This window comes from Streptomyces sp. PR69 (genome assembly GCF_026420845.1).
Taxonomy (GTDB): domain Bacteria; phylum Actinomycetota; class Actinomycetes; order Streptomycetales; family Streptomycetaceae; genus Streptomyces.
Genome location: NZ_JAOWCB010000045.1, coordinates 24,046 through 36,960 on the forward strand (window position 1 = coordinate 24,046; position 12,915 = coordinate 36,960).

11 protein-coding genes are annotated in these 12,915 nt (G+C 72.0%); 4 read left to right on the forward strand and 7 right to left on the reverse strand.

The window, feature by feature from the left end; genetic code table 11:
• From OF819_RS26770 to OF819_RS26795, 6 genes are all read right to left on the reverse strand, one after another.
• Positions 1-1,890, reverse strand: coding sequence for a non-ribosomal peptide synthetase (locus OF819_RS26770; protein ID WP_267246223.1), 1,890 nt, complete (start codon positions 1,888-1,890; stop codon positions 1-3).
• Between the two features lie 46 nt (positions 1,891-1,936).
• The gene (asnB, locus tag OF819_RS26775; RefSeq protein WP_267246224.1) at positions 1,937-3,796 is read right to left on the reverse strand and encodes an asparagine synthase (glutamine-hydrolyzing); all 1,860 of its coding nucleotides are present in this window, start codon (positions 3,794-3,796) and stop codon (positions 1,937-1,939) included.
• Position 3,797: 1 nt separating this feature from the next.
• On the reverse strand, positions 3,798-5,258 hold the full coding sequence (locus OF819_RS26780) for a condensation domain-containing protein (RefSeq protein WP_267246225.1): 1,461 nt from the start codon (positions 5,256-5,258) through the stop codon (positions 3,798-3,800).
• A complete protein-coding gene (locus OF819_RS26785; protein WP_267246226.1) occupies positions 5,248-6,630 on the reverse strand; it encodes a condensation domain-containing protein in 1,383 nt (460 codons plus the stop codon). Before OF819_RS26785 ends, OF819_RS26780 begins: the two co-directional genes overlap by 11 nt.
• Positions 6,627-7,583: a fatty acid desaturase family protein gene (locus OF819_RS26790; protein ID WP_267246227.1), complete on the reverse strand. Its 957-nt coding sequence runs from the start codon at positions 7,581-7,583 to the stop codon at positions 6,627-6,629. The genes OF819_RS26785 and OF819_RS26790 overlap by 4 nt, the downstream gene beginning before the upstream one ends.
• Positions 7,584-7,860: 277 nt before the next feature.
• A complete protein-coding gene (locus tag OF819_RS26795) occupies positions 7,861-8,181 on the reverse strand; it encodes a phosphopantetheine-binding protein (protein ID WP_267246228.1) in 321 nt (106 codons plus the stop codon).
• A 470-nt stretch (positions 8,182-8,651) separates the two neighbouring features.
• Between OF819_RS26795 and OF819_RS26800 the strand changes: the two genes are divergently transcribed.
• Positions 8,652-9,425 (forward strand): aspartate/glutamate racemase family protein, encoded by a 774-nt coding sequence (locus OF819_RS26800; RefSeq protein WP_267246229.1) that lies wholly within the window; start codon positions 8,652-8,654, stop codon positions 9,423-9,425.
• A gap of 23 nt (positions 9,426-9,448) precedes the next feature.
• Here the strand turns inward: OF819_RS26800 and OF819_RS26805 are convergent, their stop codons facing one another.
• A complete protein-coding gene (locus OF819_RS26805) occupies positions 9,449-10,318 on the reverse strand; it encodes a polysaccharide deacetylase family protein (protein ID WP_267246230.1) in 870 nt (289 codons plus the stop codon).
• A 99-nt stretch (positions 10,319-10,417) separates the two neighbouring features.
• Between OF819_RS26805 and OF819_RS26810 the strand changes: the two genes are divergently transcribed.
• The 3 genes from OF819_RS26810 to OF819_RS26820 form a co-directional block, all read left to right on the forward strand.
• Entirely contained in the window at positions 10,418-10,663 is a 246-nt protein-coding gene (locus OF819_RS26810; protein WP_323748970.1) for an MbtH family protein, read from the forward strand.
• Positions 10,660-12,063: an aldehyde dehydrogenase family protein gene (locus tag OF819_RS26815; RefSeq protein ID WP_267246231.1), complete on the forward strand. Its 1,404-nt coding sequence runs from the start codon at positions 10,660-10,662 to the stop codon at positions 12,061-12,063. The genes OF819_RS26810 and OF819_RS26815 overlap by 4 nt, the downstream gene beginning before the upstream one ends.
• 20 nt (positions 12,064-12,083) lie before the next feature.
• On the forward strand, positions 12,084-12,915 hold an 832-nt coding region (locus OF819_RS26820; RefSeq protein WP_267246232.1), incomplete at its 3' end, for a penicillin acylase family protein.

Here is a 12,915-nt window from a genome sequence, read left to right on the forward strand (position 1 = left end):
TCAGTTGCCGCCGTTCTGGGCCAGCAGGCGCTCGGCCTCGGCCTCGTCGAGGCCGTCGAGGTCGGCGAGCAGGTCGTCCAGGTCGGAGCCGGCCGCGAGGAGGGCCGCCTCGATCTCCGCCGCCAGGCCCTCGATGGTCGGGGCGGCCAGGAACTTCTGGAGGTGGACGTCCACCCCGAACTCGGTGGTGACCGCGGCGATCAGCCGCATGACCAGCAGCGAGTGGCCGCCGATGTGGAAGAAGTCGTGGGTGACGCCCGGCTTGTCCACCGGTAGCAGCTTCGCCCAGATGCCGGCGAGGGTCTCCTCGGTGGCGGTGCGCGGGGCGACGTAGTCCTGCTCCGCCTGCTGCCGCGGCGGCAGCGGCACCGGCAGGGCCCGGCGGTCGACCTTGCCGCTGATGGTGCGCGGCAGCCGCTCCATCGGGACGAACACCCGCGGCAGGTGGGCGTCGGGCACCCGCGGCGCGAGGTGCGCCCGCAGGTCCGCCGCCTCGACGGGCTGGACGGACTCCATGAAGGCGCACAGGTACGCCGGGTTGCCCTCGTCGTCGGAGACCGCGGTGACCGCGGCGTCCCGCACCGCGTGGTAGGCGCGCAGCAGGTGCTCGATCTCGCCGAGCTCGACGCGGACGCCGCCCAGCTTGATCTGCTGGTCCCGCCGGCCGACGTACTCCAGGCTGCCGTCCGGCAGGGCCCGCGCGAAGTCGCCGGTGCGGTAGACGAAGTCCTCCGGGTCGTCGCCGAGCGGGTTGGGCACGAAGGAGGCGCGGGTGGCGTCGGGCTGGTGGAAGTAGCCCAGCGACATGTACGGCGTGCGGATGTGGATCTCGCCCACGGTGCCGGGCGGGCACGGCTGGTTGCGGCCGTCGAGCAGCACCACCCGGGCCCCGGGCATGGCCTTGCCGATCGGCACGGTGGACCGCTCGGTGTCCGCGGGGGTGATGAAGTGGAACATCTTCGTCATGGTGGTCTCGCTGGGGCCGTACAGGTTGAGCAGGGCGATCCGCTCCCCGTACCGGTCGAACCACGTGGCGGCGTCGCTCGGCGCCACCGGCTCCCCGGCCAGCGCGACGCAGCGCAGCTCGGCCAGTTCCGGACCGCCGGCCGCCAGCGAGGGCAGCATGCCGCGCCACACGGTGGGCACGGTGTGCACGAGGTTGATCCGCTCCTCGTCGATCCACCGGGCCAGCGCCGGCCCGTCCAGGGTGAGTCCGGCGGGCGGGACGCAGACCGTGCCGCCGGTGATCAGCGGCACGAACAGGTCGCGCAGGATCGCGTCGAAGCCCGGGGAGGCCAGCTGGCCCACCCGCGCGCCGGGGCCGATGCCCAGCAGCTCGGTCTCCCAGCGGACGAAGTGGTCGATGCCCTGCATCCGGCCCACGATCGCCTTGGGCTGCCCGGTGGAGCCCGAGGTGAAGAAGATGTACGCGGCGTCGTCGGGGTCCGGCTGGTGGATCCGCTGCGGGGCCGCGCCGGTGGGCTCGGCGGTCAGGTCCAGCGGGACCCGCCGGGCGAGCGGCAGGGCCGACTCCAGGATCTCCTCCGCGCGCCCGGCGGCCGAGGCACCGACGATCACCCACTCGGGGGCGGTGACCGTCAGCATGGTGCGCAGCCGCAGCGGCGGGGCCGTCAGGTCCACGGGCACGAACACGCCGCCCGCCTTCAGGACGGCCAGGACCGACACGACGAGCTCGCGCCGGTCCTCGGCCAGGATCGGCACCACGCAGCCGGCGCCCGCGCCGGAAGCCCGTATGGCGACGGCGAGTTCGTCCGAACGGGCGGCGAGCTCCGCGTAGGTCAGCCGGCCCTGTGGGCACTCGACCGCGACGTGGTCGGCGAAGCGCTGGGCGGCCTGCTGTACGAGACCGTGGACTGCTTGGAAGGCCATGCGAGCTTCCTCCATCAGACGGGGGGCCGGCGGCCGCCCCAGTGGTTCAGGCGTCGGGAAGGGAAAAGGTGTCGAGCAGCACACCGAAGGTGAGGACGATCAGCAGCAGGTCGTCACCGAGGTGCGGATGGACCTCGTAACCGGGCTGCCGGTACTGCTCCTTGAGGTGCTCGACCACGTCGGGATCGAAGTAGCCCTGCCGCTTGATCCGGTCGTACGAGAGCAGGTCCTCGACCCACTCGATCCGCGCCCGCAGCAGTGCGGGGCTGCCCTGGGCCCGGAACCCGAACTTCTCCCGGTGGACGATCTCCTCCGGCACCAACCCCCGGGCGGCCTCCTTGAGCACGTACTTCTCAGTGCTCGCCGTCACCTTCAGGCGGGGCGGGACGGTCGTCGCGAAGCGGACCAGGTCGGGGTCGAGGAACGGGTACCGGGCCTCCACCGAGTTGGCCAGCGCCATGCGGTCCCCGTGGTCGGAGAGCAGGTGGTCGGAGAGCCGGAGCTTGAAGTCGAGGTACGAGCGCTGGTGCACCGGGTGGCGGCCGCGTAGCATCTCCGGGTCGACGACGGGCCCGGCGAGGCAGTCGAACTCGGCGTGGGCGTCCCGCAGGTCCGCGGCGTAAAGGTCGAGCTTGGACTCGCGCCAGGCGTGGTAGTCGCGTTCGTAGAAGACGTGCGGATCACCCCAGATGGTGCGGCGCAGGTCCTCCTCGAAGGGGTCGCCGCCGGCGGTGCGGCGGCCACCGAGGTCGAAGCGGTAGCCGAGGTAGCCGGCGAAGAGCTCGTCGGCGCCCTCCCCGGTGAGGATCACCCGGGTGCCGGTGTCCCGCACCGCCGCCGACAGCGCCATGGAGCAGGTGTTGTACGTCTCCTTGACCGCGCATTCGGCGTGGCCGACCATCCGGCGCAGCCCGGCCGCGATGTCTCCGGGGCGGAACTCCGTATCGGTGTGCAGCGATCCGAGGTGCCGGGCCATCAGGCGCTGGTGGCGGGACTCGTCGATGTCCCGGTCGGGGAAGGTGATGGAGAACGACCGGGGCACCGTCCCCTCGGTGTTGCGGTGCACCAGCGCGCCGATGAGGGAGGAGTCGAGTCCGCCGCTGAGGTAGTAGCCGACGGGCACGTCCGCCTGGAGCCGCCGGCGCACCGACTGCTCCAGCAGTTCGCGGACGGTGTCCACGTAGTACCCGTCGGGGTGCTCGGCAGGCTCCCCGGGCAGGTCCACGGGATAGTCCAGGTCCCAGTACTTCTCCGTGCGGACCGCCCCGTCCTCCACCAGCAGGAAGTGGCCGTTCTCCAGGCTGCTGACGCCCTGGAACAGGGTGCGCGCACCGACGGTGCCGGGGAAGGTCAGCACCTGGTCGAGGCCGGTCAGGTCGGCCCGCCGGGGCACCGCCGGGTGCGCCAGCACGGCCTTGATCTCGGACCCGAAGACGAAGCGGCCACCGGCGACCGCGTAGTACAGAGGCAGGATGCCCATGTGGTCGCGGGCCAGGAAGAGCCGGCGCCGCCGGGTGTCGTGGACGGCGAACGCGAACTGGCCGTTGAGCCGCTCCAGCAGGCCCGTGCCGTACTCCTCGTAGAGGTGGACGATCACCTCCACGTCGGTGCGGGTGCGGAAGCGGTGGCCCTTGGCCTCCAGCTCGGCCCGCAGTTCGCGGTGGTTGAAGATCTCGCCGTTGCACACCATCGAGACGGCGCCGTCCTCGTTGGTGATCGGCTGGTCCCCGTCCTCCAGGCCGACGATGCTGAGCCGGCGGAAGCCCAGGGCCACCCCGTCGCGCACCAGCCGGCCACCGGAGTCCGGGCCGCGGTGCAGCAGGGTCGCGGTCATCCGGTCGAGCACCTCGTCGGCCTCCGTGAGGCCGCTGCCCGCCAGGTCCGCGTATCCGGTGACGCCGCACATCTCAGTACCCCCCGAGGTCGTCGTTGAAGCCCGCGGCCGCGGCCGCGGCCGCCGCGGCACCGGCGCCGTCCGCCTCCGCGGGGCCCAGGTCGAGCGCGGAGACCGGGCGGTCGGGATCGGCGCACGCGTCGGCGAGCAGCGCCAGGTACTGGCGTGCGGTCCGCTCGATGGTGGACCGGTCGAACAGGCGGGTGCTGTACTCCAGTTGACCGCGCATCTCGTCCTCGAACTCGAACAGGTCGAAACGCAGGTCGAAGATCGAGGTGGTGCGCACGTCGTCCAGCCGGGTCATCACCACGCCCGGCAGCTCGGCCCGGCGGCGGCGCGGCGGGATGTTCTGCAGGATGAACATCACCTGGAACAGCGGATTGCGGCTCGCCGCGCGCTCCGGGCGCACCGCCTCCACCAGGGAGCGGAACGGCAGGTCCCGGTGGACGAAACCCTTCAGGGCGGTGGTGCGGGTGCGGCCCAGCAGCTCGCGGAAGGTGGGGTCGCCCCCGACGTCGCCGCGCATGACCAGGGTGTCCGCGAAGTAGCCGACCAGCGGCCCCCACTGGGGCTTGTCCCGGTTGCCCACCGGGGTGCCCACCAGCAGGTCCTGCTGCCCGGACAGCCGGGACAGCAGCGCCGTGAACCCGGCCAGCGTGACCATGAACATGCTGGCGCGGGAGGACCTGGCGAGCTCGCCCAGGGCGGCGCGCAGCTTGTCGGGCACCGGGAACACGTACCGGTCGCCGCTGAAGTCCGCACCGTCTGAGCGGGGGCGGTCGGTGGGCAGGTCCAAGGCGGCCGGGGCGCCGGCCAGCTGCCGGGTCCAGTAGTCGAGCAGCGCCCGGCCGCGTGGGCCGGCGAGCCGTTCGCGCTGCTCACGGGCGTAGTCGGTGAACTGGACGGACAGTTCGGGCAGCGCCACCTGCACGCCGGTGACCTCGCCCGCGTACAGGTCCGCGACCTCCTGGAGAAGCACCTGCACCGACCAGCCGTCGGAGACGATGTGGTGAATGACGAGCGCCATCACGTGCCGCTCGGCGCCGGTGCGCACCACCTCCACCCGGAACAGCGGCGGCCGCCCCAGGTCGAAGGGGCGGTGCGCGGCCTCGGTGACCATCCGGTCGGCGGCCTCGCGGCGGTCCGGCTCGGGCAGCCCGGTGAGGTCGGTGACGGTGAGCGGCACCTCGACCTCACCGGCCACCCGCTGGTGGGGGACGCCGTCGACGGCGACGACGCAGGCCCGCAGCATCTGCTGGCGGCCGACGACGGCGGCCAGGGCCCGGCGCAGCGCCTCGACGTCCAGCGGACCGTCCAGCTGCCACAGCATGGTGGAGTTGTAGGCGGCGTTGCCCGGGTCGAGCCGGTCGAGCAGCCACAGCTGTTCCTGGGTGACCGACAGCGGGGCGAGCCCGTCCTGCGTCTCGCGGGCGGTGTCCGGGCGGTTCCCGGCGGGCGTGGGATTATGCGGCACGGTGCACCCCTGTGGTCGCCATGAGCGTGGCCAGCGGGATCCCGGGGTCTTCCGCGACGGCGGCGAGGACGGCGGTGAGCTCCGCCAGCAGCGACGTCGCGTCCTCGTCGGAACAGCGGGTGCGACGGTGGCTGAGCAGCGCCCGCAGGTCGTCGTCCTCCTCGTAGAAGACGAGGTCGATGTCGTAGAGGGTGCCGGGATCGTGGTTGAGGATCCGGGCGGTCAGCCCGGGGAAGGCCGGCGGCACCTCGGGGGTGCTCTGGTGCGAGAACAGCACGTTGACCGGGGAGCGGAAACCTCCCCCACGGCGCGGGCCGAGCTGCTCGACCACCCGCTCGAAAGGCAGCTCGCGATGTGCGTAGGCGCCGAGCGCGCCCCGGCGGACGTCGCGGAGCAGGTCCCGGAAGGCCGCGCCGGGGTCCACCTCGGTACGGATGACCAGCAGGTTGACGAAGAAGCCGACCGCGGAGGCGAACTCGGGGCGGCTGCGCACGGCCGCGCGGGTACCGACCGCGATGTCGGTGGCCCCCGACCGGCGGTGCAGCACCACGGCGAAGGCCGCCAGCAGCAGCATGAACGGGGTCACCCGCTCGCCCTGGCAGACGTCCTTCAGTCGGTCGTGGACGGTGCGCGGCACCGTGGCCCACCGGGTGGCCACGGCGTCCGCGGCCGTACCGGCGGAGAGGGCCCGCACCCCGGTGGGCGCGGAGGCCGGGCCGGGCAGCGGCACCGGCCGCAGACCGGCCAGCCGCTCCGTCCAGTACGCCAGCTGGCGCCGGTGGCCGGGACCTTCGCTCCACTCGCGCTGCCAGCGCACGAAGTCGGGGAACTGGGCGGCGGGCTCCTCCAGGTCCGCCGGGACGCCGTCGCGTTCGGCCCCGTACAGCACCGCGAGCTCGGGCAGCAGGACGTTCCACCAGGACCAGGCGTCCGACACCAGGTGGTGCAGGGTGAGCCGCAGGACGTGCTCCTCGGGACCGAGCGCGACCACGAGGGCCCGCAGCACGGGCCCGCGGGCCAGGTCGAAGGGGGCGGCCTGGTCGGCGGCGAGCAGCGACGCGAGACCGCTCTCGCGCTCGGCCGCGGGGAGCCCGCGGAGGTCCGTCACGGGCATCTCGACGCCGCACCCGGCGGAGATCTCCTGCACCGGGCTGCCGTCGACCAGCGGGAAGGTGGTGCGCAGCGCCGCGTGCCGGCTGCGCAGCCGTTCCAGGGCGCGCTGGAGGGCGGGTACGTCGAGCGGGCCGGTGAGGTGGAACGTCATCGGGTCGGTGTAGACGGCCGAGCCCGACATGCGTTCCAGGAACCACATGCCCAACTGGCCCGGGGTGAGCGGATGGCGTTCGCCGCAGGCGGCGGGAGCGACCGTCACGACTGCTCCCGTCCGGTACGGGCCGCCCGTGCATTGGCCCGGGCCTCCCGCACGATGGCCTTGAAGAACTGGGGGTAGCTGGCCGAGGTGTGCTTGGCGTGCGCCAGCGCGAGCTCGTGGCGGCCGCGCAGCTGGTTGATCGGCACGACCATGGCGGCGTGGTGCTCGATGTGCAGGTTGTTGCCGTTGGTGTACCAGGTGCTGAACCAACTACCGGTGATCGAACGGGTGTTGCGCAGCACATCGGTGGAGAAGTTGTCGCAGAGGATGTGCTCGGGCAGTTCGACGACGAAGTGCAGCGGCACCGCGACGAGCAGCGGGAGCAGCCAGACCCACAGGACGATCTCGCCGTATCCGAAGGCGGTCAGCGCCACGGCTCCGAGTATCGGCAGGGTGAACATCCGGTACTCGGCGACGACTTCACGCTCACGGTCTCTGGATATCTGGCCCATGTCGTAGGACCAGGCACCGGCCCAGCAGCGGCCGATGTCGGCGACCGCGGCGGCCAGTCGGCCGAAGGCCAGCGCTTCCCGGACGAGCGCCGACCAGGTGACCGGCTGCCGCGAGTCGAACCCGAAGAACTCCGAGTCCTGGTCCGTGCCCAGGTAGCGGTGGTGCTGCAGGTGGCGCACCCGGTAGTGGCTGTAGGACACCAGCATGGGCAGGCCCAGCGGGACGCCGGCCAGCCGGTGCAGACGCGCCTTGCGGAAGGCCGAATGGTGCAGGCACTGGTGCTGGAGCTCCAGCCAGTGGGTGTACATGGCGCCGAGCAGCGCCACGCCGAGCAGCCGGACCGGCCAGGCCTCGACGAAGAGGGCGAGCGCCACGCCTGCGGCCCACAGACCGTACGCGAGGAAGAGTTTGGCGATGAAGACGCGTTCGTCGGCGGCGGTGACCTTGGCCCGCCGGAACAGGTCCTGCGGCGACGCAGTACTCGCGTCGGGCGTCGTCATGGACGAGAAACCTTCCCTGCATCAGCCTCCCGGGAGAGCGCCACGGCAGCCTGGCGGCACGGGGCCGGGCAGGCTTCGGCGTCGACTCGGCAAGGCACGGAGATCGAAGGCGTGCGGCATCCGGGCCCGGGCAGGGCGGGACGCACACGCAGACATGGACACGCCGACGGCGGCGTCGGGGGGCCGCGGGCGCAGAACGGGCCGGACTACCGGCCGGCACGTGGTGATCAGCAAGAAAGCACGGTGAACAAGGCTCCCGGACGCACCGGGAGAGGCGTCACCGCGGGAAGTTCGCGACGAGGCAGGCCGCCTGGGCGGCGGCGGTGGGCTGCTCGAACAGCTCGTTGAGCAGCAGGCCCTCCAACTCCAGGGCCGTGTCCTGGTCGATGCCATGGGCGGCGAGCAGTCGCCCGATAGCCTGGAGTGCGAGCAGAGAGTAACCGCCGAGGGCGAAGAAATCGGACGTCTCGGGGTCGATCGTGTCCGGCGCCACTTCGAGCACGTCGGACCAGATGTCTATGACGGCAAGAGTTACCGTCGGCAACTCCACAGCCTCCCCGGCAGGGGTGGCGAGGGTGCTGCTTTCGTCCTGAATCACTTGTGGTCCCCCCATAGAGACTCGGTGAACTAGCGTCAACTTACTTTCGCCACGGGCATGTTGGGGGTCAGCCAAACCCGGCCAAGGGCGAGTTGAGATCTAATCCGTGGAGCAGGCGTTCGCATCCAAGCACGCCCTTGATCGTCTCCGCAAGGGATCGAATCCTTTGATCGGCGTTCCCCTGGCCTGCACCGATGTGACGGCTGGGCGACGGGGAGGGTCAACTTGCGTGCGTGATCGCCTGTGGTACGTTACGCCGCAGCGACGGGACCAACCGGCCTTCAGGCCAGGCAACTTCTCCATCTTCCCGGGCGCGTCCCCTATCGGCGCCATGACGACCCCATGGCACTTGCGGACCGCCCCGTCACCTTTCCCGACCGGGGGCCGCCACAGGCGTTCGCTCCGGCAAATCACATTCGGCTGGCAACGTGATCCCCGTGCCTGCGCCGGGATCTGCAGGGGGCAGAAGCGTGATACGAGTCGACCAGAAACCGGCCACCGGCACGACGGCCACCGCCTCCGCACGGACACTCGGAGTGCTCGGCGGCATGGGGCCGACGGCCACCGCCGAGTTCCTCCGGCTGCTCTCCCTCGCGGTCCCCGCGCGATCGGACCAGGAGCACCCGCGCATCGTGATGCTGTCGGAGCCTGGGATTCCGGAGCGCACCCGGGCCATCCTCGCCGGTTCGGACGAGCCGCTGCTGCCGATCCGGGCCGGCCTGGAGCAACTCGCCGCCTGGGGAGCCGACCTGCTCGTGGTCCCGTGCAACACCGCGCACGCCTTCATCGACCGGCTCGAGGGCGGCCTGCTGCCCGTACCCGTCGTCCACATCGTCGACGCCACGCTGCGGGCCGCCATGCGCACCAGCCCGGCGGGCGGCTGGCTGGCCGCTACCACCGGAACCGTGCACAGCGGCATCTACCAGCGGCGGGCGGCCGAACTCGGCTACCGGCTGCTGGTCCCCGACGAGCCACTGCAGGCCGAGATCCACCGCTCCGGCGTCCTGGTCAAGGCCAACCGCCTGGCCGAGGGCGGCGCCGTGCTGGCCTCCGCGGTGCGCGGACTGTGGCAGCGGCACGACCTCCCGGTCCTCACCGCCTGCACCGAGCTCCCCCTCGCCTACGAGGCCGCCGGGCTGCCCGAGGAGCGCTCGGTCTCCAGTCTCGTCGCGCTGGTGACGGCCTGCGTGGCCGAACTCCTCGCCCCGCGGACCGTCACCAGCCCTGCGGGGGAGAGGAGTTGACCCACCCACGACTGCGGCAGCGCCTACGCCTGCCCGGCTGGCCCAGCGAGCACCAGCTCGGCCAGCTCGTCCGCACGGGCGAAGCGGACGTCACCCCGGGAGAGCGCGAACCGGATGAACTGCTCCAGGGCGTGCAGCCGCGACGGGCGTCCGGTGAGGAACGGGTGCACGGTCAGCATGCACAGCGAGCCGAAGCTGCGCATGGCCTCCAGCTCGGCGGTCCACAGGTCCACCACCTTGGACGGCGCCTCGATCAGCTGGCCGATGTTCGGCTCGGGCAGGAAGGCGTACTGCTCCCAGTCGTCCAGCAGCCACTGCACCGGCAGCTCCGCGATCGTCGCGCCGCCGCCGCTGCGCACCGCATAGGGGCGGTCGTCGTCCATCAGCGAGGAATCGTAACGCAGCTCGAATTCTCCCAGGAGATCGAGGGTGCGGCGGGTCATCTCCCAGTTCGGCGCCCGATACCCGGTGGGCTGCACACCGAAACGGGAAAAGGTCTTCAGGCTGCGCTCGATCTCCTCGCGCTGTTCCTCCTCGGAAAGGTGCACGGGGTGCCGGTGGGTAAATCCGTGCAGGGCGATCTCATGCCCCCTTTCCGCCACCGATTCCATCACCGAAGGCCACCGCTCGGCGGACACGCCGGGCACGAAGAAGGTCGCCGGCAGGTGGTAGCGGCTCAGCAGGTCCAGGATCCGCGGCACCCCCACCCGCGGACCGTATGCCTGGTGGGACATGGTGGTGAGGTGGTCGATGTAGTGCTCTCCGCGGGCGAGCACGGGCGATTCGGCGTCCACGTCGACCCCGATGACCACCACGGCGGACGCGCCCTTCAGCCAGTCGCCGGCCGGGACCCGCTCCGGCCACCGGACCTTGGGAATCTGGATTTCATCCATCACTGATTAACCTTTTCCAGGCGTTATTGAAGAAGCCGCTGGTGCGGCATTCCGGCGACACTCTAGCAATTTCACCAGAAAAACAAGAAGGGAATCCAAGTGACAAGTTCGAGGAATGGTATCCCGGATCCGACCGAGAAGTACGGGGTCGTGGTGAACCACGAGGAGCAGTATTCGGTGTGGCCCGTGGACCGGGAGATACCGGCGGGCTGGCGGGACGCGGGGGTCCAGGGCGACAAGGAGACCTGCCTCGCCCACGTCGAGGAGGTCTGGACGGACATGCGCCCGCTGAGCCTGCGCGCGCAGCTCGACGGTCCGGCCCCGGAAGCCGAGGCCCGGGCATGACGCCGTCCCTGACCATCGGCGGCGCGGCGGTACCTGGCGCCTTCGAACTGCCCGTGGAGGACCCGGCCACCGGAGAGGCTTTTGCCCAGTCGCCCGCGTGCTCCCCCGAACAGCTCGACGCCGCCGTCACCGCGGCCGCGGCCGCCACCGCGGACTGGTCCCGGCTTCCGTTCGAAGACCGCCGCGCGGCGCTGCGCGCCTGCGGCGATGCCCTCGGCGCCCACCTGGAGGAGGTGGCCGCACTGCTCAGCCGGGAACAGGGCAAGCCGCTCGCCGCCGCCAGGGCCGAAGTACGCCTGTCGGCCGACTGGTTCGGCCACACGGCAGCGCTGGAGCTGGCGGCCGAGGAACTGACCGCCGGGGACGACGCCCGTATCACGATGGAACGGGTCCCGCACGGGGTCGTGGCGGCGATCGCCCCGTCCAACTTCCCGATCATCCTGTCGGTCTGCAAGTTCGCCCCGGCGCTGCTCGCCGGCAACACGGTGGTCGTCAAGCCCTCGCCGGAGACCCCGCTGTCCACGCTGCGGGTGGGTGAGGTGCTGCGCGACTGCCTGCCGCCCGGCGTGCTCAACGTCGTGTCCGGCGACCACACGCTCGGCCGGGCCCTCACCGAGCATCCCTCGGTGGACATGATCTCCTTCACCGGCTCGGTGGAGACCGGCCGGGCGATCGCCCGGCAGGCCGCCGACCGATTGCTGCCCGTCGTCCTCGAACTGGGCGGCAACGATGCGGCGATCGTGCTCCCGGGCGCCGACGTCACCGCGCTCGCCCCCGCGCTGTTCCACGCCGCCCTCGCCAACACCGGCCAGTTCTGCGCCGCGGTCAAGCGGGTCTACGTCCCGCGGGACCGCGCCGAGGAGCTCGCCGGGGCGCTGGCCGCGCTGGCCGAGGCCGCCGTCCTCCGCCCCGGCAGCGACCCGGAGGCCGAGTTCGGCCCGCTCGTCAGCCGGAGCCAGCTGGAACGGGTCGCGAGCCTGGTCGAGGACGCCGTCGCCCGGGGCGCCCGGATCGTGACCGGCGGCGCCCCGCTGGAGGGCCCGGGCCACTTCTACGCCCCGACCGTGGTGACCGATCTGCCCGAGGGCTGCGAGCTGGAGGTGGAGGAGCAGTTCGGCCCGGTCATCCCGGTGATCGCCTACGACGATCCGGCCGAGGCCGTCCGTCGGGCCAATGCCACCCGCTACGGCCTCGGCGCCTCGCTCTGGGGTCCGCGGGAGGCGGCCGAGGAGCTCGCGCCGCTCCTCGACAGCGGCACCGTGTGGATCAACGCCCACGGGGACCTGCGGCCCGACGTCCCCTTCGGCGGGGTGCGGTCCTCCGGGCTGGGGGTCGAGTACGGCTACTGGGGGCTGCTCGAGTACACGCGGATCAAGGTCCGCAACAGCGCACGGCGCTGACCATGGGCGACAGGAGAGTGATGAGAGCCAGGATCCGCCGTGCGGCGGGAGTGCTGGGCGCCGTCTGCACCGCCGGCGTGACCATGTTCGTGTTCGGCGCCGGCTTCGGCCCGGTGCCGGCCCTCGGCAAGGCCCTGATGCCCGGTGGCGGGGTGTGGCCGTCGGCCGAGGACGCACGTCTGCCCCGCGACGGACAGCTCGACGTCCCCGGGCTGGACCGACCGGTGGACGTGTCCTTCACGGCGGACGGCGTGGCCTCGGTCCGGGCGTCCTCCGACGAGGACCTGTTCACCGCCCAGGGGTACCTCGCCGCCCGGTTCCGCCTCGTCCAGATGGACGTGCAGCGGCGCCTGGGCAAGGGCAGGCTGGCGGAGCTGAACGGCCCGTCCGGCATCGACTCGGACGTCTTCGAGCTGTCCCTGGGCATCCACCGCACGGCGGAGGCCACCTGGGCGGCCACCCCCCGCGACGGCAAGGCCGCCAAGGCGCTCACCGCCTACGCGGCCGGCGTCAACGCGCGGCTGGCCGAGCTTGAGCGCAACGGCCAGTGGCCGACCGTCTACGGGCTGACCGGCGTACGGCCGGAGCGGTGGACCCCGGTGGACAGCCTGGTCGTCCAGGGCGTGCTCACCCAGACGCTGAGCTTCGACACCCGTCCGCTGACCTACGCGCTGCTGAGCGGTTCGCTGGGTGCCGAGCGGACGTCGCAGTGGTTCCCGGTGCTGCCCGCCAACGAGCAGCATCCGTACGCCCCGGGCCCCTACCGGAACCTCGGGCTCGCTCCCCTGCACAGCCCCAACGCCAACGCCGCCACGGTCGCCGGCCGCCCCGGGGGCGCCGGCGACGGCGCCA